Raw genomic sequence first — 26,334 nt, forward strand, 5'->3', positions numbered from 1 at the left:
ATGGCAGATGAAACACCCAAAGCCGAAGATTTTTTGGCTCAAATAGATCATCGTCCGCCCGCCAGACAGTGGATGGACGTACCCACCGAAATCCGCAAGGGTATGTACTGTTATGCGGCCAATCCTAAAAGCGTCGAATACCTCGGCCTGCCCAACGCACGGCAGTGGAACCCCATTGAAGACGACTGGCAGCTTCCGGACAACTGGCAGCAAATCCTACATGAAGGCTTCAAGGAGCGCCTGGAACGGTTTCGCTCGGTCAAAGTCTTCATGGACATTTGTGTGCGCTGCGGGGCCTGCGCCGACAAGTGCCACTTCTTTCTCGGCACCGGCGACCCCAAGAACATGCCGGTACTTCGGGCTGAACTCCTGCGCTCGGTCTACCGCAACGACTTCACCAAAATGGGTAAACTGCTGGGCCGCCTGAACGGTGCCCGCCCCATGACCGCCGAAGTGCTCAAGGAGTGGTGGTACTACCTGTTTCAATGCACCGAATGCCGGCGCTGTTCCGTGTTCTGTCCTTACGGCATCGACACAGCCGAAATCACCATCTTCGGCCGAGAACTGCTCAACCTGCTCGGCCTGAACATCGACTGGATCGCCACCCCAGTGGCCAATTGCTACCGCACCGGCAACCATCTGGGCATTCAGCCCCACGCCTTCAAGGACATGCTCGATTTCTTCGTCGATGACATCGAAGAGATCACCGGCATCCGGGTGGAACCCAATTTCAACAAGAAGGGCGCCGACATCCTCTTCATCACGCCATCGGGTGACGTTTTCGCCGACCCGGGGACCTACTCCTGTATGGGGTACATGATCCTGTTTCATTTCCTCAAGGAGAAGTACGGACTGGACGTAACCTGGAGCACTTACGGCAGCGAGGGCGGCAACTTTGGCTTTTTCACCTCCCACGAGACCATGAAACGGCTCAACGCCAAGATGTACCTCGAGGCCAAGCGCCTGGGCGTCAAATGGATCCTGGGCGGCGAGTGCGGACACATGTGGCGCGTGATCCACCAGTACATGGACACCATGAACGGCCCGGCCGACTTCCTGGAAGAACCGGTCAATCCCATCACAGGCACCAAATTCGAAAACGCCAAGTCGACCAAAATGGTGCACATCGCCGAATTCACCGCCGACCTGATCAAACACGGCAAGCTCGATCTGGATCCGAAGCGCAACGACAACAAAATCATCACCTTCCACGATTCGTGCAACCCGGCCCGAGGCATGGGCATGCTGGATGAGCCGCGCTACGTGATCAAAAATGTGGCCAACCACTTCTATGAAATGCCGGCCAACACGATCCGCGAGCAGACATTCTGCTGCGGCAGCGGATCGGGACTCAATGCCGGCGAGAACATGGAAGAGCGCATGGCCGGCGGTTTGCCACGGGCCAACGCCGTCAAATATGTCCACGAGAAATTCGGCGTGAACATGCTGGCTTGCGTTTGCGCCATAGACCGGGCCGCGCTGCCCCCGTTGATGGAATACTGGGTGCCGGAAGTGGAAGTGACCGGCCTGCACGAACTGGTGGCCAACGCCCTGATCCTGCCGGGAGAACAAGAACGAACCACGGACCTGCGCGGCGAGCCGCTGCCGGGAATGGAGGACGCCGATGAGTAAAAAATGGATCGTAATAGGCTTGATTATCTTCCTGGGCCTGTTCGCTTCCCCGTTTTGGTACAACTTGCTGGTCAAAATGGGAACCGCTGCCCCTGCGCCGGAAGTGGTGCTGACCGAGAAGGCAAAGGTGGCCAAGCAGTGCGTCATGCCCACCGACTTCATGAAAACCGAGCATATGCAACTGCTCGATCTTTGGCGGCTCAAGGTGGTGCGCGGGTTGGAACGCGAATTTGTCAACCCCGAGGGAAAAACCTTTGACATGAGTCTGTCGAACACCTGTCTGGACTGCCACAGCAACAAGGCGGAATTTTGTGATCGCTGTCACAATTATGCTTCCGTGCGACCCTATTGCTGGGATTGCCATATCGATAACCCCCAAGGAGAGATGAAATGAAAAGCAGCCGCAGAAGCTTCATGAAAATGGCGGGCATTGCCGCTTTGGGGCTTGGCGCTCAGCCGGCGATCAAGGCCATCGCACCCGCCGCAGAAGGACATGGGACCGAGATGCAATTCCACAAAGGTCCCAAAGCACTGACCGCCAAGCAATGGGCCATGGTGATCGACACCCGGCGTCTTAAAACCGCCGCGGACCTGGAGCCGATCATCGAGGCGTGCCATTCGGTCCACAATGTGCCCCATTTCACCGACAAACACCACGAAATCAAATGGATATGGGAAACCCATTTCCACAACGCCTTCCCTGGCAGCGCCAACCGTTTCACCAGCGAAGAGGTCGAGCATCGTCCCTACCTGGTGTTGTGCAACCACTGTGAAAACCCGCCTTGCGTCAGAGCATGCCCGACCAAGGCCACCTTCAAGAGGGAAGACGGTATTGTCGTAATGGACATGCATCGCTGCATTGGCTGCCGTTTCTGTATGGCCGCCTGCCCCTATGGCTCGCGTAGTTTCAATTTCAGGGACCCGCAGCCGTTTATCAAGGAAGTTAACCTGAAGTACCCGCGCCGCATGAAGGGTGTGGTGGAAAAATGCAATTTTTGCGAGGAGCGGCTGGCCGTGGGACAGATGCCGGCCTGCGTGGAGGCCTCCAAGGGCGCCATCGTGTTCGGTGACCTGGCGGATCCCGATTCCGAGGTGAGGCATGTGCTGCGTGAGAATTTCACCATTCGACGCAAACAGAACTTAGGCACCGAACCGTGCGTCTACTATATCGTGTGAGGTGGGTATGCTTGAATTAGCCATAAGAGGAAACAAAACGTATTGGACATGGATCGTGGCCCTGTTGGGTGTCATCGGAGCCGGATTCATCTTTTATCTCTGGCAGCTCCAGTTCGGATTGGGCATCACCGGCATGAGCAGGGATGTGTCGTGGGGTTTTTACATCGCCAACTTCACCTACCTGGTGGGCGTGGCCGCCGGAGGCGTAATGGTGGTGCTCCCATACTACCTGCACGACTATAAAGCTTACGGCCGCGTCACTATCCTGGGTGAATTTCTGGCCATCGCCGCGTTGATCATGTGCCTGCTGTTCATCATCGTGGATCTCGGGCAACCGATGCGCGGTTTCAACGTGCTGCTCTACCCCACGCTCAACAGCGTGCTCTTTTACGACGCCATGGTGCTCAACGGATACCTGCTGATCAACCTGATCGTGGGATGGAACGTGCTGGAAGCCGAGCGCAACGGGGTGCACTACCAGAAGTGGCTCAAACCGATCATCTACCTCTCCATCCCCTTTGCCGTCAGCATCCATACCGTGACGGCGTTTCTCTACTGCGGCCTTCCCGGCCGCGGATTCTGGTTGACGGCCATCCTGGCGCCGCGCTTCCTGAGTTCAGCCTTTGCCGCCGGTCCGGCCCTGTTGGTGCTGTTGTGCCTCTTCATCCGCAACACCACCAAGTTCGATCCGGGCAAGGAGCAGATCCAGAGCCTGGGCAAAACCGTGGCCTATGCCATCTGTATCAACGTGTTCTTCTTCCTCTGCGAAGTGTTCGTGGCCTTCTACAGCAATATCCCTGAACACATGGATCACATTAAATACCTGTTCGTGGGGCTTCATGGACATGGCGCCCTCGTGCCCTGGATGTGGTCCTCCATGGCGTTGATGGTGATCGGCATCATTCTCACGGTCAACCCGGTGACCCGCAAAAACGAAGCCACCCTGGCCGTGGCCTGTGCCGTGATCATCGCCGGCACCTGGATCGACAAGGGCCTGGGCATGATCTCCGGTGGTTTTGTGCCCAACCCCCTGCACGAAGTCAACGAGTATGCGCCCACTTTTCCTGAGATCGTCATCACCATCGGCGTGTATGCCATCGGCGCACTGGTGTTGACGGTGCTGTATAAAATGGCGGTGGGGGTCAAGGAAGAGGTGGAGCAGGGTTAACTTCTGTTTGATCCTGATCGTTCGATTGCAAAGGCCCGGCGGATTCTCCGCCGGGCCTTTTTGTTCGCTGTTGCCGGGCGACGATCAGTTTCTCCGTTTTTCTCGCAACCGTTTGAACCGGCGCCGTCGCCAGCGCCCTTTCCATTGAGCGAGCAATTCATAGTTGGCCGGGGTGATCAGCAGGGCCAGAAGTGTGGCACTGCACAAGCCGGTGACGAAGGCCGTAGCCATAGGCGCCCAGGAGATCGATTTGGAAGGGATGCCGATGGCCATGGGCAGCAGGCCCAACAGGGTGGTGACGGTGGTGATCAGCACTGGACGGATGCGGGCGGCGCAAGATTCCAATATGGCCTGCCGCAGCTCTCTGCCCGCACGCATGCGCTTGTTCATAAAATCGATGAGCAGGATCGTGTTGTTCACGGCCACGCCCGACAAGCCGATGGTGGCGATGAAGCTGCCGATGGTAAACAGGGTACGGGTCAAAAAGATGCCGTAGGCCACGCCGATAATGGCAAATGGCACCGCAGTCAGGATCAACAATGGCTGCAGATAGTCCCTGAATTGGGAGGCGAGCACCATGTAAATACCCAGCAAGGCCATGCTGAAGGCTATGGCCAGAGAGATGTAGGACTTGGTGGTAGACTCGAACTCACCCCCGAAAGAGACTGCCACCCCCGGCATTTGTGCGCGCAGCTGCTGGTAATGGGCCTGCACCTTATTCTGGACCAATGCCGGCGAAAGTTTGGATCCCGCTCGGATATCCGCGCTGATGGTGATGGTGGGTTTGCCCTGGTAGCGCGACCGCACATTGGGTTCCTCCACGATGCGAGCCGTCACCAGGTCCCTCAGATAGATGGGGGCGGCGCTGTCCTCGATGACGGGCACCGACAAGATGTCCAAAGGCGATGACAAGCTGGCACTGTCGCTGACCAGGTCATCTGAACGGGCCAGGCGCACCATCAAGTCCACCTCTTCATCCGCGGCCCTGAACGGCCCGGCCATATGGCCGTTGAGCACCCCGGCGGCGATGGCGGTAATCTGGGCCGCCGAAAGATTATACTGGTAGACCGCTTCCTGGCGGGGTTCGAACGCCACGGTGCGATGATGCACCGGACGATTGTCTCCCAGATCCACTAGATCGACCAGATCGCCGTCCTGCCGCATCGCGGCCAGCAGGCGACCGCTCGCCTCAATCGCCGACGCAATGGTTTCGGCCTGGACCCGGACATTGACGGGTTTGCCCGTGGGCGGTCCGTCGCCCTCCTCGAAAATCTGAACGGCGGGCCGCGCCGGATCACCGGTGTATGTCTCGGCCACATAGGCATTGATATGTTCGCGCATGTAACTCAGGTGCTGCATGGGATCGTTGGTAGGGTTGTCCGGGAAATCGCGCACCCGCTTTTCCGGGAGCGTCACCACGATCTGGCCGTAATTGGCACCATAATGGCGGACATAGTCCTGGTCTTCGTAATAGCCGGTGTAACCGGCCGTGGAATCGGCCTGCTGCGGCCCCAGGGAAATGATGAACCGTGAAAGGTCATGCACGATGGCATCGGTTCGCTCCAGGGCGGTGCCGGCCGGCGTCTGCAGGGTCACATGGTAGCGGAAATAATTGCCCGGGAAAAATTTCACCTTGATCAGCGGTGCGATGCCGAACATGGAGAGCAGCAGAATCGCCAGTGCCGACCCGAAAGCCAGATTGATACCGACCAATGCGGCGGCCTTGTGGTCGAGCACCCAGACGACGGCCCGGCGGTAGATGCGCCAGGTGGGTCCGAACAGGCCGCTCTGCAGATGGACAAAGGGCGCATCTTCGTCCTCGTGCACCGGCAGGGCCTCGGCATTTTTGGGACCCCAGTCGAAAATATGGATGGGCAGGATGAACAGCGCTTCGAGCAGGGAGGCGGCCAGGGCGTAGCTGACGGTTTTGGGAATGATGGCGAAGAAATCTCCCGTGCTGCCGGTCATGATCAGCATGGGCAGGAAAGCCAGGGCTGTGGTCAGGGCCGAACTGATCACCGGCAGCATCACCTCCGAGGCCCCGTCGATGATGGCCTGGCGCCTCGATTTACCCATCTGCATGTGGCGGAAGGTGTTCTCCACGATGATGACCGCATCGTCCACGAGAATGCCGGTGACCAGCACGAACGAGAAGATGCTGATCGTGTTGATGGTCACCCCGCTCAGCTTCATGATGGCAATGGCGCACAAAAAGGAGAAGGGGATGCCGATGGCGGCCAGCATGGCATTGCGAAACCCCAGGGAGAGCCACAGCACGAGCACGACCAGCGCCATTCCCAGGACAAGGTTGCCTCCCAGAATGCGGATCGAGTCGTTGATCTCAATGGTCGAATCGTTGGTGAACACGACCTGAAGGCCTTCATCGGCATGTACCTGCCCAAAACGGCGGGAGAGCGCCTTGACCTGTTCGCTGATGGCGACCGCACTGCCCTTCTCTTCCTTGGTCACCACCAGACGGACGGACGTATGGCCATTGACCGAGGGCACGGTGATCCGGTCCCGATAGTGCAGGCGGGCGCTGGTCACCAGGTCCCTGACGCGGACATAGTTGCCGTCCCCATCCCGGCGCACGATCACATCGAGCACGTCATCCTGACTGCGCAGACGGATGCCGGCATCGAGCATGTAGGCGGTGTCGCCGGTGCGAAACCGGCCCGAAGGAATCTTGGTGCTGGCCGATGATACGGCCTGAACCACCTGGCTGAAGGTGACCCCGAATCGGCGCAGGCGTTCCGGGTTGAGGGAGAGATGAAACTCATCTTCCGGCTCCCCTTCGATATCCACGTCCCTCACCGACGGCACGCTGATCAAGGTGGCACGGAGCTCCTCGGCATAGCGCTCCAGGCTCTGGGGCGGCAAATCGCCGCTGAGGTGAACGATGATCACCGGCATCCAGATGTTGGTATCGATCCATATGAAATCAGGCTCATCGACCCCCTGGGGAAGTTCGTCTTTGATATTCAGCACCCGGAAGCGCAACTCGTTGTAAAGCTCCTGGTAATCCGTGTCGTCGATGAACTTGACCTGGACCGAGGAAAAATTGCGATAGGAGTTGGACTGGACATACTCCACATCTTCCATGCTCTCCAGGGACTCTTCGATTTCACGGGTAACCAATTGCTCCACATCTTCGGCCGAGGCCCCAAAATATACTGTGTGAATGAAGACCTTGCCGATATCGACCAGGGGCAGGTTCTCGGTGGGATTGGTGAGCAGGCTGAACACCCCGGCTACAACCAGGATGACGAAAAAGACATTGATGAAAACGGTCTGCTTGAGGGTGTATTTGACGACCGTGGGCATCATGGGGATCTGCAGCTTCCTGAAAGGGTTAGATGCTTATTTCGCCGGCGGTGACGCTCCCTGCCGCAAGGCCATGCCCGGTTTCAAAATCCCGTGGTCGGCGATCAACACGTGATCGGCGGTTTCCCCCATTACGACGACGGGCACTTTGCGGCCGTCGGCCTGCAGGACCACGAAGGGGTTGTCATACCGTTGAACGACGGCGGACCGTGGCACCATCAACCCTTCGGTCGCGACCTCGAAAGTGAGTTCTGTCAACAGCCCCCCCATGGCTTCCCCCCGGTAATCCAGCAACGCGAGCTCGACGGCCCATTTGCGGGTACGCTCGTCAAACTCAGGATTGACCCAATTGATTCTGGCCTGAGCGGGCTGTCCGGCCACGGTGACGCTCAATCGCTCGGGTTCCCGCAGGGCGTCCAACTCCGGACCGGATACGAACAAGGGCACGACCAGCCGGGTAAAATCGGCCACCTGGCCCAAAGGGGTCCCGGCGGCGATGATCTCGCCCGGCTCCACCTGCCGGTGCACCACGATCCATCCCTCGGGCGCCGGAAGCCGGTAACGCCGGCGTCGCTCTTTAAGCTCCTCGAGTTGGACGGATAATGCTTTCAGTTCGACATCGGTGGCTTGCAAGGCCAGGTGTGCCTGGGCGAGTTCCTCGGCGGCCGCATCCCAGTTGGACTGGGTGGCGACATTGTCCGCATGCAACCGGTCGATGCGACGAAACTCCTTTTCCAGGTAAGCGGCCCGCGACGCGTTTCGTTCTCGGGCGACGCGGAGTTTTTCCAGACTCCATTGGGTCTGCTCGATCTGGAAATCGATGAACACCGGGTCCACTTCGAGGAATGGTGCTTTTCCAATCGCCCCGCCCACATCGTAATGAACATGGAGAACCTTGCCGGAAACTTCCGAGGCAAGGATCTGCGTGGTATTGCTGCGGGTATAACCTGTCAGGGTGACGTTATTAAGGGCCGGTTGCACTGTCGCACTGTCCGCTGCGAACGCGGCACCGGCAGCCAATATCCATGCGGCGATCCATGCAAAAGATTTCAAGTTCCCTCGCACCTCATGAATTGTGTCGAATGCCGAACCCATCGTGGAGGCAATGGATTCGGCAACATCCAAAAGAAAACGGCCAAATGAATTGGCATCATTTGGCCGTTAAAGGAGGAGAACAGATGAAAAAACTATTGGTTTGGCAATTTAGGATAATGCAAGCTGCTTGCCATTTGCGTGTCAAAACATCGCCTGTTCTTCTGTTCGCTATTATTTATCTATTGTTTCAATAGGTTATAAAATTTCAAACAGATACTTGCAAACCTTCCATCGGCCATGGCGCCCCACCTGTGTGAGGTCAGGGTTTAAAATTTTGAACTCAAAAGCGACTTGAAAATTTATAACATGTTATTTTTATTAAATATTGATAAAATTCGACAGCTGTTCATAATCTTGAACCCGGGGATCCTCGCATGGGCGTTCCAATACCTTACCTGTTGCTTTTTTTGCCTATTTTCCGTTCAAAGTTATGAACAAAACACCACATATGGGGTTCAAACGCGTCGTGTGTCTATCATATTGATTTGATGGTCATGCAACCGGGGCCTTGTCAAGCAGTCGTTTGATTTCACGCAGTAACTCGGCATTGGAGAATGGTTTGGTGATGTAAGCATCGATGCCCAGGTTCAGTCCTTTGGCGACATCCACATCCCTGTTTTTAGCGGTCAGGAAAATAACCTTGATATCGTTCCATTCAGGATGTTGCCGGATGACCTGAAAAATCTCGTAACCATCCAGATCCGGCAGCATGATATCCAGAATGATCAGGTCAGGCTTTTTTTGTGTGATGGCGTCAAAGGCATCCTTACCGCTCTGTGCCAAGGCCACATTGAAGTTGTTCTTCTCCAGCAGAAATTTAAGCGGTACCAGAATGCTGATCTCGTCATCGACGATCAAGATGGTAGATTGTGTCATGGCGCTATATCTTTTCAATCGGCATAAGGAACGATTAAGATACCACGATCCATCGGATTGCCCGATTGACTCTATGACCCAATTCAATTAAAGTCGACCATATGATTTTGAAAATATCAAAAATCTTTTTTGAAGACAATTCATATTTTTTCAAACCATTCATTCCCTGCCCGATCAACATGTGCGCCCGCGCCTTCTCATCGGGCTGCGTGAGCGACGCGGTTGCACAAGGGCTGGAAGGCACACCCCATGAAAAGCAGCAGGACCCGCGCCCAACGCTTTACCTACCTCTTTATTGTGGGGGTATTGGCATTCAACTATCCACTGCTCTCCCTGTTTGACGTGCCGCGCAGGGTCTTTGGCGTACCGTTGCTCTATGTCTATATTTTTGTGGTTTGGGCGCTGTTGATCGTCCTGGTGGGCGTTACGGCAAGGTCCCGTTCCAGCGGGATGTAGCCATCGGCAGCTTCGTTGGTTCTGCCATGTCAACCCAATCCGAATGACCATGCTGGCGACCGAAACCATACTCTTTGTTTCCATATGCTACATCGGCATGCTGTTCGCCATCGCCTACTACGGTGACAAACGGGCCGATGCGGGCCGCAGCATCATCAACAGCCCCTATGTCTACGCCCTTTCCATGGCGGTCTATTGCACGGCCTGGACCTTCTACGGCAGTGTCGGCCGGGCGGTGCATTCCGGCCCCGCCTTTCTCTCCATCTATATTGGACCGACCCTCATGGTCACACTCGGATGGCTGGTGCTGCGCAAGATCATGCGCATCAGCCGGGTTCATCGCATCACCTCCATTGCCGATTTCCTGGCATCGCGATATGGCAAAAGCATCCTGCTCGGCGGCGCGGTGACGATCATTGCCGTATTGGGCATCGTCCCCTACATCTCGTTGCAACTCAAGGCCATTTCCACCAGTTTTCAGGTGATGAGCAGTTTCCCCAGCGGCGATGTAGTAGTTCGGCGGATGCCCTTTTTCCAGGACACGGCCTTCTACGTCGCCATTTTGCTGGCGGCTTTCGCCGTCCTGTTCGGCACCCGCAAACCCGAAGCCACCGAACGACACGAAGGCCTGGTGGCGGCCATTGCCCTGGAGTCGATGATCAAACTGATCGCATTTCTGGCAGTGGGCCTCTTTGTCACCTATGGGTTGTTCGACGGTTTTGCCGATCTTTTTTCCCAGACCGCAACCCATGACCATCTGGTCGACCTGTTTACCTTCGAACGTCAGGGGGGCGACGCCTACATGGACTGGACGGTCTATGTCGTCCTGAGCATGTTGGCCATCGTTTTGCTGCCACGCCAATTCCAGATCACGGTCATCGAAAATGTAGAAGAAGATCATTTGCGAAAGGCCATCTGGCTCTTTCCGCTCTACATGCTGGCCATCAATCTGTTCGTGCTCCCCGTGGCCATGGCCGGCATGCTCCACTTTGCGGGCCAGCCCGTGGATGCCGACATCTTCGTGCTGAAGCTGCCCCTGGTCAGCCAGCAAAAGGCCCTGACCCTGCTGGTCTTTATCGGCGGCATGTCCGCGGCCACCGGCATGGTGATCGTCGAAACCATCGCGCTTTCCACCATGATCTGCAATAACCTGGTCATGCCGCTGCTGCTCCATCTGCGATCGCTGAACCTGGCCAGCCGAACCGATCTGAGCACCTGGTTGATCGCCATCCGCCACGCGGCGATCATTCTGGTGATTTTGCTGGGCTACATCTACTTTCATCTGACCGCAGAGTTTTACACCCTTGTCTCCATCGGCCTGGTGTCGTTTGCCGCCGTTGCACAATTCGCACCTGCCCTGCTGGGCGGCATCTACTGGAAAGGCGGCACGCAAAAAGGCGCCCTCTGGTCCATGGCCGCCGGCTTCGTGATCTGGGGCTACACCCTGGTGCTGCCCTCACTGGCGGCCGCCGGGATCATCTCTCATTCCTTTATCGATCAAGGTCCCTGGGGTATTGCCTGGCTCAACCCATTTTCATTGTTCGGGCTGAAAGGGTTGGACCGGGTATCGCACGCCGTCGTATGGAGCCTCATGATCAATACCCTTACCTACGTGGGCGTATCGCTGTTCGACCGGCCTTCGGCCCTGGAACACACCCAGGCCACCATGTTCGTGGATGTGTTCCGTTTTTCCTCGGAAACCGAAGAAACATTAGTCTGGCGAGGCACAGCATTGATTCCGGATATCAAATCCTTGCTGGAGCGTTTTCTGGGCAAAGAGCGCACCGAAGAAGCACTGGCCTTGTATGCCCAGACCCGCAACATGGATTGGGGCCTCACCCTCAAGGCAGACCCCGGATTTGTCACCCATGCGGAAAAAATATTGGCCGGCGCCATCGGATCTGCCTCGGCGCGCGTCATGGTCTCCTCGGTGGTCAAGGAGGAGCCGCTGGGCGTCCAGGAAGTCATGGACATCCTGGATGAAACCCGCCAGGTCATCATCTACAGCCGGGAACTGGAAAAAGTGACGGCCGGACTGAAAGCGGCCAACGAACGGCTCAAGGAGCTGGACCGGCTCAAGGATGATTTCATCTCCACGGTATCGCATGAGCTAAGAACCCCGTTAACCTCTATCCGGTCCATTGCCGAAATCCTGCGGGACTACCCCGAAACCAACCCGATGGAGCAGAAAGAGTTCCTGGAGATCATGATCAACGAGATCCATCGCCTCTCCCGGCTGATCAACCAGGTACTCGATTTCCAGAAAATCGAATCGGGCAAGCTTCAATGGCAGGCCGCACCCGTGGATCTGATCCAGGTGATTGACGCGGCCGTGGGCGCCACCCGCCAATTGATCAATGAAAAGCGAATTCGCCTCCATCTGCAATTGCCACCCGCCGTGCCCAGCCTCTCCGGAGATCGGGATCAATTGATCCAGGCCATGGTCAACCTGATCTCCAACGCCGTGAAATTCTGCCCGGCGCAGGACGGAACCATCGCCATCCGCCTGACCCACGACCGCCATCAACTTCACGTGAGTGTCAAAGACAACGGCATCGGCATCCGTCCCGAAGATCAACACGCGGTCTTTGAACAGTTCCGTCAAATCACCCCATCCACGGATCGCGGCCGGCCTCAGGGCAGCGGCCTCGGCCTGGCCATCACCAAACGCATCATCGAGTATCACAAAGGGCGCATCTGGGTGGAGAGCAGACTGGGGCAAGGCGCCACCTTTCATTTTGAACTCCCGGTATTGCCGCCCATCGAGAAACTGCAAACCGGATAGACACCATTCTATTTTATAAAAGAGAAAAGAGTCGACCATGGATCGCAAATTATCTTCCCTGCTGCTCGTCATTCTGATTTGCTCGGCCTGTGCCGCCGGGCCTGCGCCGCAGCGTGTTTCCGAACAGACCCGCAACAGCATCTATTATCTCAATCAGGGAACGGAGTTGTTTGCCAGGGGGTGCTACCTCCGGGCCATGGATTACTTCCTGGATGCCCATCAACTCTTTTCGGCGGCCGATGACCGTGCGGGCGTCATCCAGGCCCTCAACAGCATCGGCGACACCTACTTCCGTCTGGATGACATGGAGAGCGCCTTGCGGGTGTATGGGGATGCCATCGACCTTTCCCAGGCTGACACCCATCACCCCGGCCTGGCCCGGGCATTGAGCAACCAGGCGGCCGCGTTGATGAATCTGAATCGCGGACGAGAGGCCCGTTTGGCTTTAGACCGGGCCGCAGACCTGAAAAAAACAAACGGGGAACAGGCGCTTTACCTGAAAACCCTGGCGCTGGGGTGCATTCATGAGGGGCAGCACGATCGGGCACGGGATTATCTCGAAGCGGCATTGGAGGCATCTGGCTCCGGTGGAGAAGATATTCTCAGCAGCATCTATTTTGCGATGGGTCACCTGTTCATGCAAAACAATCAACCGGACCAGGCCAGATCGCGATTCGATCAGGCGCTGGCCCTGGATCGAGCAAAGCATGTTCCCCACGATATCGCCCGGGATCTGGAGGCCATCGGCATGACCTATGCCGCGGTCGACCAGCACCTCCGGGCAATAGACTTTTTTAAGCGCAGCGCAAAGATCTATGCCCTTTTGAAAGATACGCGACGAGCGCAAACGGTGGTCTCGCATCTTGAAAAAAGCGCCCGCCTGGCCGATGCCGATGTCGAAACCAGCCTGTTCTGGATTCACACCTGGCTGTCGGACAAAACGGGCAGTGCGATTTGCGACTGACGTTGCGGTTTGTTCCCGCCTAACCATCGGCTATTCTAACTGAATGCTACCCATTAAACCCGGCTGCCTCACCCTTATCCAGGTGAACCGCTGAAACTGGTCCGGGCTTCCACTTTTACGCCCGGACCAGTTTTTAATTTGATCCCGATGGATTACTTGACGCGCTGCTTCAGGCAAAACAATCCTCGGTCACTGCTGTTGAGATAGATATCGCCGTTCGGGGTGACGAACATGGACAAGGGAAACTCCACGACCGGGTAACTGCCGACCGTCGCATACTTCACCGGCAAATGGGCGGCCACCATCGACAGGGCCCGGGTCTTGGGATCCACACGGAGCAACTTTTGGCCTGCACCGTCCAGAACGAGCAGATTGCCTTGTCCGTCATGGGCAATGGCGCCCGGCTTGCCCACCTCGGAGGCCAGGAACACCTCCTTGCGACCCGATTTTAAATCGATGGCGCTGACGCGCCCGGCTTTACTCTCGGCCACATAGAGCGTGTCGCCCACCATTGCCAGGGCCAGCGGCCCCTCCAAGCCTTCGGCCAATACGGATTTGGAACCATCCGTCAGGCTGACGGTAGTGATCTGGCCGGCCCCATATTCGGCCACAAAGAGCTGCGGGGCCTTGGGATTCATTAAGGCGGCAGCAGGTCGGTTCAAGCCACCGGCCACGGGTTTGAACTCACCGTTGATCGGGTTGCCCATAGCCACCACGCCATGAATACAGTCGGTCCAGAAAAGCTGGTCGCCCGGCCCATCGGCCAGGCTCAGGGTCAACGGCATGCCATGGGATGCCCAGGCATTGAGTTTGGTTGGCTCATACTGTCCATCGGCCACCTTACGAATCATTATGGCATCGGCCACCCACACGGCACCCTCCTTGACCACGACCCCGAGGGTCTGGTTGGGCCCGTTGGGAAACAGCTGTTTGAATTGACCGCTGCCATCGGTAGAGACCTCATAGATGGTGGCGTTCCAGTAACTGGTCACGAAAAGACGGCCCTGGGGGGTGATCGCCACGTTGTCCAGGCCTGGCGGCAATTGGGCCAGCTTTTCCCGTCGACTGCCGTCGAGGCTCACCCGGTAGACAATGCCGGTGGCCAATTCCGGCATGTAGATCATCTTGTCGGCACCTATGGTCAGGGCAATGGGGGTGACGAATTTTTCGGCAATAGTGCTGATCGCCCCGGTGTCCGGGTGTATTCGCAGAATTTTGCCGGTACCCATGTCCGGAATCACCAGATCGTTGGTATCGGGATCGAATCCAAACCCTTCGGGCACCGGAATCACATCCTTATCGATCAACAGGCGCGCAGGTTTCCGGCCCGTGGGATCGACCTCGTATACCCGGTTGCCTTGAAAACACTCGGTGACGAACAGCCGGCCGTTGTTGGGATTGTATTCGATGCCGTTGGGCGCCGCCATGCCGTCAGCGATGATCGTCTTGGCTCCGAAACGATCGATGCGGTAGACCTCGCCGACCAGGGGGGTGGTGCCGGTCACATAGAGGTTCCCCTTGTCGTCCGCGGCGATGTCATCCGGAATGAATACAGCGCCCGAGGGAGGGACAAAGGTCGATGGTTCGAGGGTCGACAAATCGATTCGGGTGACCGTGCCGTTGCCCGTATGGGTCACGTACAGGTGGCCGTCCGATCCAATGGTCGCTCCGTTCACACCGGGAAAGGGTGAATCGGGCGCCAGCGATTCGAGTTGATAGTGTTTGTCCAGCGTGGCGCTGGCCTGACGCCCGGTGGCTTTCAAAGTTGTACAGGCAGAAAGCGCCAACACCACGGGCACCATCGCGATTGTCACCCACCTCATCTTTTTCATACGATCCGCTCCTTTCGTTTATCGTGCAATTATGTGAAGGAAATTCCCCCACGAACAAGGCGCTATACCCGATCCCAGAGCTTTAAAATTTCCTGGAATACACGGCTGATGCGCTCGGCATATGGGCAAAAGTAATTCTGAATTACGGAGGATCACGCCCTAAAAAACGGCTGGAAGGGGAACGCTGTTCGGCACTATCGGCTTTTACACCTATAGGCCACCTCGGCCGCAGGTGTCAATCATTCTCGATGATGAATTTTGACGGAATGGTTTAGGAATCCGGATGAGTTGGTAAAATAAGCAAGCCGACATCAGCTGTTATGGTGGGCACATGGATCTTTCCGTATCATGCCGATTAACGATCGGGTTCCTGGCTTTTGGACGCCATGTGGAAGGTTTCGTCGAAGATGGTCAACAATTGGAGCGTCTGTTCACTGATCTTCAAGCAGGCGTTGTTAATGCCGTAGAACAAGATACTTAGACGGGTTTTGGATTGACCCGAGTGAATTCGTTCGATCTGACGGTGATCGCACTGCTCCAGGAACTGCTTGAGATCCACATAGTGGGCGGCCACCTCACGGTATTCAAACGGGGTCCTGGACTTGAGGATGGCGGCGGTCTGGGACAACATGGCTTCGACGCTCTTTCGCACCTGCTGAAGGTCCTTGCGCTGTTCGGGGAGCAGACCGGCATGCTGATTCGAGGTGTGAACGTGACAACGCAGGATCAGGTCGCGCAGGCTTTCGGCAATCTCCTGAAGCGCCGAAACGACATAGGCATACTTCCCGGCCTTTTTGATGTCCTCCCGTTGAAGCAGCCGCAACGTTTTGAAAATATTGGCAACGATCATGTTGGACCATTTCTGGATGTTGCTCGTTTGACGACGCAGCGCTTTGAGCTGCTTGCGGTCCTGGGTTAGAACGCCGTCAAAGCAGGTGGCCAGATCGTCTTGCACCACCTCCAGAAAACGGCCGCTATGTTCGAAGCAGGTACGCACGGCAAAGTCCGCATCGGTTACGCGCTTCAAATCCAACAGGTCAAGCTCTTGCAGCGCCTTTTCCCGAAGGCCGTGAAGCTTTAAATTGCGGAACAACACATATCCGGCCAACAGAAGCAGGCCGAAAACGGCAAAGCCGCCGAGGTAACCGATGGCAAACGCAAAGACCAGAGAGATACTGAAGGCCGTAAGCGCGGTAAAAAACCAGCCGCCGATCACCGCCAGTACCCCGGTGACCCGGTATACGGCGCTCTCCAGACCCCAGGCCTGGTCGGCCAGGGACGACCCCATGGCCACCATGAACGTGACATAGGTGGTCGAAAGCGGCAGTTTCATGCTGGTGGCCCCGGCCACCAGGGCACTGGCCACCACCAGATTGACACTGGCCCGCAGCAGGTCAAAATCGGGCACCTTGCCGTCATATCCGGGCTCGGGTTGATAGCCGGTCGCGTTGAGCCGTTGCCGCACCCAGCGCCGCGTTCTCACGGGACAGATCCTTTGCCAGGCTTCGAACAGGTGCATCGTCATGCGCACGATGATCCGGGAAAGATGGGATGAATCGAAGCGTTCGAGCCCCTCCTCCTGCCGTCCCAGGCTGCGTTCCGTTCGGGTCACGGTGCGCGCCTTGCGCGACAACCACAAGGTCACCACCATGACGACGCCGGCGGCCAAAAGAAAAAGCGTATGGGTGTGCACCGGCTTCTCCAGCGCAGCCATCAACACCGTCAAAGGCGCGGCGCTGGCATTGGCAACGACATACGCGTGGAGGGCGGCCAGGGGAACACCGATAAAATTCACCAGGTCGTTGGCCGCAAACGCCATGGCCAACGCGAATGTTCCGGCCAATACCACCGGTTTGAGAATGTTGATGCGGGTCGTTAGCATGAGCAATTGAAAAAACAGTGCAAAGAAAATAAAGCCGCCACCCAGCATGGTCCAGGTGTGCGTCTTGATCCACGCCAGCATCTCCGGTGTGAAAAATGAGGCGCCCTTGGCCCCTTTGATCAGAATAAAATAGGTGATCATCGACAGCGCCAGACCGCCCCATACGGCGCCATATCGCCTTAACCGCTTTTTATAATCAAAGGTGAAGAGCAAACGGGTGAAGAACTGGGCCAGGACACCGCAAACGAAGGCAATGCCCACTGACAGCAAAATACCGGCAATAATCGCCAGGGCCTTGCTCGTATTGATGTAATGGGCCAGATCCAGCAGGCTCTGACCACTGTCGAAAATCTTCATCAGCGACACGGCGATGGCGGCTCCCAGAAGTTCAAAAACGATGGAAACCGTCGTGGAGGTCGGGAGTCCAAAGGTATTGAAGAGGTCGAGAAGCACCACGTCCGTCAGCATGACCGCCAGAAAGATGACGATGAGTTCGGGCATCATGAAATAACGGGGGTAAAAAATGCCCTTGCGCGCCACCTCCATCATGCCGCTGGAAAAGGTCACCCCCGCCAGAATGCCCGCGCTGGCCACCACCAGGATCACCTGCCGCGGGGCCACTCGTGAACCCACCGAAGAGTTAAGGAAATTGACGGCATCATTGCTGACACCGACCATCAGATCCACCACCGCAAACAAAAAAAGCAGCGCTAATGCAAGAATATAGATTTCCATGAGGTCTCTGTTCGATTCATGACTTTATTCGACCAGCCGCGATCCCGACTCCAGTGCGTGACGCTCGATGATGAAATCCTCGGCACGTCTTCAAGGAGTGCGAGACCAGATACGTCATATGGAACGGACTCATATGACAAGACCATGATGCCGCGCAATCTGTTTTTAAGAACCCACACCCGAGTGCTTCTTTACGGCAGCCTATCTGACCGGATCAGTCTTGACCGCTCATTGATCGGCTGCTATGGATACTGGACACGCGATGGGCGCGTTCAGTGGTTGGGTGGAGTGATACGGGATATAGCATAAACCGAACGCCTTGGAACGAAATGCAACGATTGGCATCAAAACCCGAGCACACTGTACAATAGCTGATTTCGCGACAGGCCGTCAGAATGACCGGGTACCTTCGCCAATGGGGATCTTAAATGAGCGCTCCTGCCGACAAAAACCATGCCCACCATTTGAATGGTGACGCCCCGGCACCTGATCCCAGACCCAACCAGACCAGTTCCTTCGACAAAGTCCGGCCGGGAATATCGCCGAACCTTCCCGAGCGCTATATTATCAAAACCAGCGGCGATGACCGGGTGTTGACCTGCCTCGAAGCCCCGAACCTGAATGTGCATATCGAAAACGGTCTATCGTTTTCGGGTTCCGTGGCTAAAAAATCTCCATCAGGCACGATTTTTCTCGATGGTGTGGCCCAATGCGAGCCCTTCATGGATCACGAGCGCAAAGTCTACAACCTTGACCACCATGAGGGCTGTGTGCGAGCCTTTACCCTTTCCACCTGCGAACAGGCGCTGGTGATGTACATGAAAGGGCTGGATCTGCAAGGCCGCGAGTGGAATGTTTTCGCCAACGAGCCCGATCTGGATACCCTGATGGCCATCTGGATCATTCTCAACCACGCGCGCATCGGCAGCCAGGATAGCACCCAACGCCGCATTTTATTCGCCCTGGTGCGTTACGAGGGGGTGATCGACGCGTTGGGGCTGGAACTCAAGGAACTCAGCGCCCTCCCCCCGGAGTTGATGCGCAAAATTCAACGGGTGGTCGATCATCTGCGCAGCGAGGAGCTCGCCATCAAAAAAGAAGGTGTCTGGGACAAATCGGACTATCTCAGCTACACCGTCCGAACCCTGCACAAAATTGATCAGATCTTCTATAAACCCAGTGACTTCGCCGATTATCAAGGCGTTGAAGAGTTGGCCCGCATCGATTTGACCGACCAGCGCATCTGCGCCGTGGTCGAGGCCGATATGGGAATCTACGAAATTGAACCCCACCTGAACAAATTATACAGCAATCGGCTCGGTGTGGTTTTCCTGAAAAAGGGGGCTGCGAGCTATACGGTTCGCCAGATGGACCTGTTTATGCCGCTGACCCTCGATGATGTTTACGACCGGCTCAACTTCGTGGATCCAGCGGTGAGATGCCGCACGCTCGGCAACAAATGGGGCGGGGCGGCCGATATCGGCGGATCGCCGCGCACTTCTGGAACGGCACTGACGCCGCTGGATCTCGTTCAGGCCTGCCGCGATGCCGTGCGCAAGCCCGATTGGGCCAAAAAGGCCTATCGCCTCGCCGTCACGGCGGCATTGGTGGGTTTTATCACGCTGATCGCTCATATCGTGCGCTTGATTTGGGCTCCCGCCCAATGGTTGGGCAAGGAAAATCTCCAATTGCCGTGGATTTCACCCGATTTCGGTTTCATTCTCGCGTTGCTGATCGGTTTGACCATCAGCCTGATGTTCGTTGCGTACGGTCGTTCCTGGCAATATGGATGGAATCTGCCGATCGGCAAACAATGGTGGTTGCTGCTGCCGGCGGCACTGGCCGGCGGCATCATCGGCGGGTCATGGATCTCCAAAGATCTCATCCTATCCGGGGATTGGATGGTTTTGGGGGCAGTGGGTCTGGTGCTGTCGCCCTTAACCCTTGAACTGCTCTTCCGAAGCCTGGCCCATGGCCTATTGGCTCAAGACAACAGAATTCAACGCTGTGACTCGCGATGGTTTCTGAGCTGGCCGATTTTCGGCGGTGCCATTCTCTATGCGGCTTTTGCCCTCACCTTTCTCTACTGTTGCCGGCTCGACATGAGACCCATCGCGTTGGGAGATGTGGCCATGACCATTGTCGGCGCATTATTGTTGGGAATTTCGACCGGTTTTGCCAGAGAAAGATCCCAAAGCGTCTGGCCGGCCGTATTATTCCATATCCTGGCCGTCACTACCCAATTGCTGATCATCCAATTGGCATAATGGCCGCGTCACACCCAATGCCTGCCGACATCCTAAAGGCCGCCGGGCCTGAGGCCGGTTGCAGGTTCCCTTTGACAAAACAAGACTTTTTCCCTATATTGATCCGGATAAAAAATGAGCACATTCAGCAGGTTATTCAGTGCATAGGTGGCTATAAACACAGGGAGTGTCCATGCCCCCAACACTTATTACGGACATCTTGACCGGCGACAGCGACGAGATTGCCGATCTCCTGGCGAACACGTCCATACTGGAAGCGTTCATCGACCTGGCCAGAAAACTGGACGCAATGCCGGACATCAGCAAGCGCTTCTACGAAGAATCCCGCAGCTTGTACCAGGCCACCTGCACCAACCTGTCCACCAACCTGTCCATCGATCAGCTGGAAGCGATCCTGTCTGATTTTTTCGGCCCCCCGGTGAAATCCGCCGATAAGCCCCTGCCGCGCAAACTTCGCAAAAACAGCTCGGTTCGGTACCTGGGCGGCATCGAAAAGGATCAATCCCTGTTTTTATTGCCGCTGAAAACCGGTGAATTTTACGGCGCACTGTGGCCTTGGCGCCGCAATAAAGCCAAGGTGGAGATCCATCTGGGATACTGTTCCGACTGGATGATCGACGAACATTATCAGCAATTGGAAACCCTCATCAAACGCAGTGTGACCCAAAGCGCTTTTGAAAAGATGGATACCAATGTTGGCGGGCAGATTCATGGCATCGGCCTGCCCTCTTTTCTGCAAATGTCGGAAATGGAGCAGTCCACCTTCAGCCTGCGCATCACTTCGGGCGGGCAGGCCGGCACCCTGCATGTCCTGGAAGGTCAGTTGATCGCGGCCGAGCACGACCGATGGACGGGTCGTGAGGCGGCCTATCGCATCATTGCCTGGGATGAAGCGACCATCGAAATCGCGCCCGCAGATGCATCTAAAACGGACGAGATCAAGCAGCCGTTGATGCACGTGCTCATGGAGAGCCTCAAGATCAAGGACGATATCACGTCCCCCCTGGAACGCCCCCCTGTGCCGCCGCCTGCCAAAAAGAAAAAGGGGGCCGGGCAACCCGCCGGCAGCCAGCCCCAAAAACGGTTGGTCCGTCTCGAGCGTGCACCGGGTCCCAAAGTGCCGCGCAAGCGGCGCAGTTTCATCACGTTGTTCGCCATCGCCCTGGCCGTGGTGGTCATCGCCGGCACCGCCGCGGTGGTCGCCCTCCACGTGATGAACACCCGCGACACGGCGGATCAGTGGGAGCAGGCCAGTGCGAAGGCGGACGATGTGACCTCCCTGGAGGATCGGCTCAAACTTCTTCACGATTTTCTGGAAGCCCATCCCGGCACACCCCACGCTGCAGAGATCCAGTCCCGTATCGAAGAGACCGAACAAAAAATAGAAGAACAGGAATTCGAAAAGGTCACCCTGCAGATCAGCAGCCTGCCGGTGGACGATCATTTCGAGGAGGCTGCCGTCGAATTGTATGCCGGGTTCATGGAAAAATATCCGAACAGCTCCTTTTCCGAACAAATCAACGACGCCATCTCCGATATCAAGAAACTGGTCGATCAATACTACTACGAAGAATTAAAGCGCGCCGCCCGGATGGATCTCAACAAAAGATTGGCGGTCTACAAGAACTATCTGGAACGCTTTCCGGGCGGCCGTTATCATCGGGACGTCACGGTCCTGATTCGTGAAATGGGCGAGCAGCATCTCAACTATCTCAAATCAGAAGACGGCCAATGCGAACAGAACCAACGGTGGGAGTTCTGCATCCAGCGCTATAAAGAATTCATCGCGAGCTTCGAGGGGCTGCCGCTGGCGGACGAAGCGCGGCTGGCAATGAAAGCATTGACGGACAAGCGCGATCTGGCACAATTGCGCAAACTCGGTGAAGAGGCCGGTAAAGACTATCAAACGACCTATCGGGCATACCAGGACTATCTCGCCGCAAATCCTGATACCACGCAAAAATCGGTTATCGAGGAGGAACTGAAGGCGCTGGCCCTGAAATTGGAACTTCAGCGTCAATGGCTTTCGGTCCAGAGCTACGCCACCAATGCCAACAACAGGCTCCATGATCGCATCCAAAGAGTCGATGGCTATCTGAAGCGAAACCTGTCGAGCCCCTATGTCGGCGAAGCCCAGGATCTGATGAACCAGCTGGAAGCCCAGCGCAGGATGTCACAGCATCAACGCCAGATAGAAGAACAACAACAGGCGGAAAAAGCGCGGCTCCAGCGTGAAGCGGAACAGCGGGCCGCCCAATTGCGCCGGGTCAAACAGGTGCAGCAGGATATGGAACGCCAGCTCAGCGGGTCGACGCGGTACCGGGTCAATGGAAACGGCACCGTGACCGATCAAACCACTGGATTGACCTGGGCATTGGCCGACTCCTACGATGCGCTGGGGGGTTGCGTCGATTTCAAAGGGGCGCAGGACTACCTTCGCGGCTTGCGTCTGGGAGGATATGGCGACTGGCGGATGCCGTCCGCGAACGAGCTGGCCGCCATTTATAAGCAGAAACCGTTTTTCCCGCACACGCAGGCCGAGTGGTACTGGACCGCCGATGTCTATGTTCGGGGATACCACGCCGTGGCCGATGTGGTGACCACTAGACCGGAAACCTATTTCCAGCGGATTCAGCGCAACCAGGACGAGTGCGGTGCCGTACGCGCCGTGCGCCCCTGAACGCTTTCGATCACGAAACGCTTCCGGTGACGGCACCTGTTTTTGATTGAAAATTCAGTCTGAACATACTATAGCGGGCAGGAAATTTTCTTCAGATCGCCAGAGGGGGGATAACATGCAAAAAATCACATTGGCCTTAGCGACAGGATTGATGGTATTGATATTGATCTGGGGACCGGCTGTATCGGCTGAAGAGGAAATGTGTGTGCCCATGGGAGAGATCACCCTGTCTCCCCTGACCGATGAGCCGGAACGCTCTGCGGTGGCCTTTCCACATGCCGTCCATTTCAGCTTCAGTTGCCAGCAATGCCACCACAAATGGGATCTTGAAACCCCCATTACCAGTTGCGGCACCTCGGGATGCCATGACCTTGCGGAACTTCCCAAGGATGATCAGGGGCGTGTCACCGCGGATGCCGAACAGAAGATTCGTTATTACAAAAACGCCTTTCACAGCAGTTGCATCGGCTGCCACAAAGAGATTAAAAAAGAGAACCTCAAGGCCGAGGCCATGCAGTTGGCCGGCGCCGTCATCAAACCCACCGGCCCCACCGGTTGTATCCAATGCCATCCCGCGGAGTAAGATTTCAGGAAAGCTCGAAATAAACCTGCCGGACCGGATGGATGACTCGCGTCTCCACCCGGACCGGCAGGTGCGTGTTCTTCGCTTCCTGAAAAAGCCCCGACTATTTTTTCTGAATGATGATGCCTTGATCGAAGATCTCGAAGGCTATTTTCAATGTCGACTTTAAATGATCCTTCCTTTCGTCGATAATCTTTTTGCTCGCCTCCCATAACACAACGCCCGAAAAAAGAGACCAGCAGATATCGGACAAAGCCACAGGATGCCGATCGATAAAGATGCCGGCATCGATACCTTCCTTAAAAATTTTAGCAATGGCACCGATGGAGTTCCGGGAAAGGTTTTTGATCTCCTCGATCAGTTCCTCGGATAGATTTTTAAGCGTTTCACTGGATTGCAGATGGAACATATTGATGATGATCAGTGGATCGAAATCATAGACATCAAACAAGACCTCTTCCAGAGCGGCAAGCTTGGCCAACGGGTCCAATTCGGTCTGGTTGATCACATGGGACACCCGGATATGCAGGTACTGCAAAATCCTGAGACTCAACGAAGCGTATAGCTCCTCCTTGTTTTTAAAATAGAGATACAAGGTGCCCGGACTCAACTCCGCCTCTTTGGCGATATCTTCCATGGTGGCCTTATTAAAGCCTTTTTCCGAGAACACCCGTTTGGCAGCCACGATAATCTGCTGGCGCCGCCTTTCTTTTTCACGTTCCTTTCGTTCTTGAATTCCCATTCTTCGCTTTCCTGACTGATTTCATACTCAAATTATTCGTAAAGCCAATATGCAACCATCCACAGCAGGTGATGCACGACCATACCATTCAAGACATTTAACAAATAAGGCCCATTCAAATTCGAACAGGCGCTTACATGGAACAAATGCAACAAAATGTCAATTATTTAATAAATGCTTCTAAGTGTCCGGTTTGAACAAATCGGTACTTATATACCGCTCTCCGGTGCTTGGCAAGATCACGACGATGCGTTTGCCCCCATTCTCCGAACGTTGGGCCACTTGCAGGGCCGCCCACACCGCCGCCCCCGAAGAGATTCCACACAAGATACCTTCCTCGGCCGCCAGGCGACGGGCGGTCTCAAAGGCGGCCTCATCACCCACGGTAACGACCTCATCGATGAGACTGCGGTCCAGAACGGCGGGAACGAACCCCGCCCCGATACCTTGAATCTTATGAGGACCTTTGGCGCCACCGGACAGGACCGGCGAGTTGGCCGGCTCCACGGCGATGGCTTTGAAATCCTTCCGCTTGGTTTTGATGTATTGACTGACGCCGGTAATGGTGCCTCCGGTCCCCACCCCAGATACCAGGAAATCGACTTGCCCCTCGGTGTCCGCCCAAATCTCTGGGCCGGTGGTCTCCCGATGCGCCATGGGGTTGGCTGGATTTTCAAATTGGTTGGGCATGTAAGCGTTGGCGTTCGCCGCCACAATTTCTCGCGCCCTGGCAATGGCGCCTCCCATGCCTTCCGGTCCCGGTGTCAATACGAGCTCGGCTCCCAAATGGTAGAGCAGTTTCCGGCGCTCCGCACTCATGGTTTCCGGCATGGTCAGACACAGCCGATAGCCCTTGGCCGCGCATACGAATGCCAAACCGATGCCGGTGTTGCCGCTGGTCGGCTCCACGATCAACGTCTGATCATCGATCAGCCCCTGACGTTCGGCCTCGGAGATCATGTAATCGGCAATACGGTCTTTTACGCTGCCCAGGGGGTTGCGGTATTCCAATTTTACCAGAATCTCGGCCGATGTTTCCGGTGCGATCCGCTTCAGGCGCACCAGAGGCGTGTGGCCGATGGTCGCACCGATGGTCTCATATATCTTCATGATGCATCTCCTTTGGCATAATTGCCGGCCGATTTGTAGATCAGGCGCGGGTGTTCCGTCATCACGGTGGTATCGGGCGGCACCGATTCGGTCAGCCACACGTTGCCGCCGATCACCGAACGCGCGCCGATCACCGTATCCCCCCCCAGGATCGTGCTGCCCGAATAGATGATCACATCATCTTCGATCGTGGGGTGGCGCTTTTTGCCGCGATACTTCTCCCCGGCATCTTTGGGCAGGCTCAGCGCCCCCAGGGTGACGCCCTGGTAGATCCTCACGTTGGTGCCGATCTCGGCCGTTTCACCAATGACCACCCCGGTGCCGTGGTCGATCACGAAACGCGGGCCGATGGTGGCTCCCGGATGAATATCGATGCCGGTCAAGCTGTGAGCGTGTTCGCTCATGATGCGGGGCAACAGAGGAACCGACAGCTCGAAAAGACGGTGGGCCACCCGGTGCACCATGATGGCGTAAATGCCGGGATAACTGAAGATGATCTCATCATGGCTCTTGGCGGCTGGATCGCCGTCGAAGGTGGCCTGCACATCGGTGGCCAGCATCTTTCGGATCCGGGGGATGGATTCCAGAACGGCCAGCGCCTTAGCCTGACCACTATGTTCGCATTCACTGCAGGGCAGGTCATATCGCAGACAATCATGGCGCACATGATGCGTGATCTGCTCGGACAACATATCGAACAACACCGATACACTCTGCCCGATGCTGTATTTCATGTTGGCCGGATCGAGCTTGCCCCGCGAAAAATACCCCGGAAAAATGATTTCCCGAAACTTGTCGATCAAATCGGAAACGAAGGCCTCCGCTGGGATGGGTTCATATTCGATGTGGGTGTAGCAATCATGGTCGCTGCACTGGGAAATGATCATTTCGGCCAGCTCGGGCACGCGGGCCTTCATTTTTTTACAGGCATCCATTTCCAGCTTGCAGGCATCTCCATCCTGGTGATCCGCCTGGGTGGATCGTTTGGGTTTATCCATACCGTCCGCTCCTCTATTGGGTGCAAAAA

18 protein-coding genes are annotated in these 26,334 nt (G+C 56.2%); 10 read left to right on the forward strand and 8 right to left on the reverse strand.

Annotated elements, in window-relative coordinates; all coding sequences use genetic code 11:
• Genes dsrK through dsrP form a run of 4 tightly spaced genes read left to right on the forward strand, consistent with a single transcriptional unit; the run spans position 1 to position 3,976 of the window.
• The gene (dsrK, locus tag DFT_RS21480; protein ID WP_054033284.1) at positions 1-1,632 is read left to right on the forward strand and encodes a sulfate reduction electron transfer complex DsrMKJOP subunit DsrK; all 1,632 of its coding nucleotides are present in this window, start codon (positions 1-3) and stop codon (positions 1,630-1,632) included.
• Positions 1,625-2,026, forward strand: coding sequence for a sulfate reduction electron transfer complex DsrMKJOP subunit DsrJ (gene dsrJ, locus DFT_RS21485; RefSeq protein WP_054033285.1), 402 nt, complete (start codon positions 1,625-1,627; stop codon positions 2,024-2,026). Before dsrK ends, dsrJ begins: the two co-directional genes overlap by 8 nt.
• Positions 2,023-2,808: a sulfate reduction electron transfer complex DsrMKJOP subunit DsrO gene (gene dsrO / locus DFT_RS21490; protein ID WP_054033286.1), complete on the forward strand. Its 786-nt coding sequence runs from the start codon at positions 2,023-2,025 to the stop codon at positions 2,806-2,808. The genes dsrJ and dsrO overlap by 4 nt, the downstream gene beginning before the upstream one ends.
• Positions 2,809-2,815: 7 nt before the next feature.
• Positions 2,816-3,976, forward strand: coding sequence for a sulfate reduction electron transfer complex DsrMKJOP subunit DsrP (dsrP, locus tag DFT_RS21495; protein WP_054033287.1), 1,161 nt, complete (start codon positions 2,816-2,818; stop codon positions 3,974-3,976).
• Positions 3,977-4,060: 84 nt separating this feature from the next.
• Here the strand turns inward: dsrP and DFT_RS21500 are convergent, their stop codons facing one another.
• The 3 genes from DFT_RS21500 to DFT_RS21510 form a co-directional block, all read right to left on the reverse strand.
• On the reverse strand, positions 4,061-7,303 hold the full coding sequence (locus DFT_RS21500; protein ID WP_200907124.1) for an efflux RND transporter permease subunit: 3,243 nt from the start codon (positions 7,301-7,303) through the stop codon (positions 4,061-4,063).
• A gap of 33 nt (positions 7,304-7,336) precedes the next feature.
• The gene (locus DFT_RS21505) at positions 7,337-8,353 is read right to left on the reverse strand and encodes an efflux RND transporter periplasmic adaptor subunit (RefSeq protein WP_161807226.1); all 1,017 of its coding nucleotides are present in this window, start codon (positions 8,351-8,353) and stop codon (positions 7,337-7,339) included.
• A 534-nt stretch (positions 8,354-8,887) separates the two neighbouring features.
• Positions 8,888-9,271 (reverse strand): response regulator transcription factor, encoded by a 384-nt coding sequence (locus DFT_RS21510; RefSeq protein WP_054033289.1) that lies wholly within the window; start codon positions 9,269-9,271, stop codon positions 8,888-8,890.
• Between the two features lie 249 nt (positions 9,272-9,520).
• Between DFT_RS21510 and DFT_RS21515 the strand changes: the two genes are divergently transcribed.
• The 3 genes from DFT_RS21515 to DFT_RS21525 are packed head-to-tail and all read left to right on the forward strand — an operon-like array spanning position 9,521 to position 13,476.
• Positions 9,521-9,727, forward strand: coding sequence for a hypothetical protein (locus tag DFT_RS21515; protein ID WP_054033290.1), 207 nt, complete (start codon positions 9,521-9,523; stop codon positions 9,725-9,727).
• A 49-nt stretch (positions 9,728-9,776) separates the two neighbouring features.
• Positions 9,777-12,512 carry a sensor histidine kinase gene (locus tag DFT_RS21520; protein ID WP_054033291.1) on the forward strand — a complete coding sequence of 912 codons (2,736 nt, stop codon included), beginning with the start codon at positions 9,777-9,779 and terminating at the stop codon, positions 12,510-12,512.
• 37 nt (positions 12,513-12,549) lie between these two features.
• On the forward strand, positions 12,550-13,476 hold the full coding sequence (locus DFT_RS21525; protein WP_054033292.1) for a tetratricopeptide repeat protein: 927 nt from the start codon (positions 12,550-12,552) through the stop codon (positions 13,474-13,476).
• Positions 13,477-13,628: 152 nt separating this feature from the next.
• On the opposite strand, the gene DFT_RS21530 is transcribed toward DFT_RS21525, so the two are convergent.
• Together DFT_RS21530 and DFT_RS21535 are read right to left on the reverse strand one after the other, a co-directional pair.
• Positions 13,629-15,308, reverse strand: coding sequence for a Vgb family protein (locus DFT_RS21530; protein WP_054033293.1), 1,680 nt, complete (start codon positions 15,306-15,308; stop codon positions 13,629-13,631).
• A 355-nt stretch (positions 15,309-15,663) separates the two neighbouring features.
• Positions 15,664-17,925: an inorganic phosphate transporter gene (locus tag DFT_RS21535; RefSeq protein ID WP_054033294.1), complete on the reverse strand. Its 2,262-nt coding sequence runs from the start codon at positions 17,923-17,925 to the stop codon at positions 15,664-15,666.
• Positions 17,926-18,353: 428 nt separating this feature from the next.
• Between DFT_RS21535 and DFT_RS21540 the strand changes: the two genes are divergently transcribed.
• The 3 genes from DFT_RS21540 (at position 18,354) to DFT_RS21550 (ending at position 23,455) form a co-directional block, all read left to right on the forward strand.
• A complete protein-coding gene (locus tag DFT_RS21540; protein ID WP_054033295.1) occupies positions 18,354-20,192 on the forward strand; it encodes a CPBP family intramembrane glutamic endopeptidase in 1,839 nt (612 codons plus the stop codon).
• A 172-nt stretch (positions 20,193-20,364) separates the two neighbouring features.
• On the forward strand, positions 20,365-22,872 hold the full coding sequence (locus DFT_RS21545; protein WP_054033296.1) for an Lcl domain-containing protein: 2,508 nt from the start codon (positions 20,365-20,367) through the stop codon (positions 22,870-22,872).
• 115 nt (positions 22,873-22,987) lie between these two features.
• Positions 22,988-23,455 carry a cytochrome c3 family protein gene (locus tag DFT_RS21550; RefSeq protein ID WP_054033297.1) on the forward strand — a complete coding sequence of 156 codons (468 nt, stop codon included), beginning with the start codon at positions 22,988-22,990 and terminating at the stop codon, positions 23,453-23,455.
• A gap of 103 nt (positions 23,456-23,558) precedes the next feature.
• Here DFT_RS21550 and DFT_RS21555 read toward each other — a convergent pair whose 3' ends face one another.
• From DFT_RS21555 to epsC, 3 genes are all read right to left on the reverse strand, one after another.
• Positions 23,559-24,197 carry a TetR/AcrR family transcriptional regulator gene (locus tag DFT_RS21555; RefSeq protein ID WP_054033298.1) on the reverse strand — a complete coding sequence of 213 codons (639 nt, stop codon included), beginning with the start codon at positions 24,195-24,197 and terminating at the stop codon, positions 23,559-23,561.
• Between the two features lie 180 nt (positions 24,198-24,377).
• Positions 24,378-25,307 (reverse strand): cysteine synthase A, encoded by a 930-nt coding sequence (cysK, locus tag DFT_RS21560; protein ID WP_054033299.1) that lies wholly within the window; start codon positions 25,305-25,307, stop codon positions 24,378-24,380.
• Entirely contained in the window at positions 25,304-26,305 is a 1,002-nt protein-coding gene (gene epsC, locus DFT_RS21565) for a serine O-acetyltransferase EpsC (RefSeq protein WP_235506297.1), read from the reverse strand. The genes cysK and epsC overlap by 4 nt, the downstream gene beginning before the upstream one ends.
• Positions 26,306-26,334: the final 29 nt, after the last annotated feature.

Origin of the sequence: Desulfatitalea tepidiphila, from assembly GCF_001293685.1 — a bacterium.
Taxonomy (GTDB): domain Bacteria; phylum Desulfobacterota; class Desulfobacteria; order Desulfobacterales; family Desulfosarcinaceae; genus Desulfatitalea; species Desulfatitalea tepidiphila.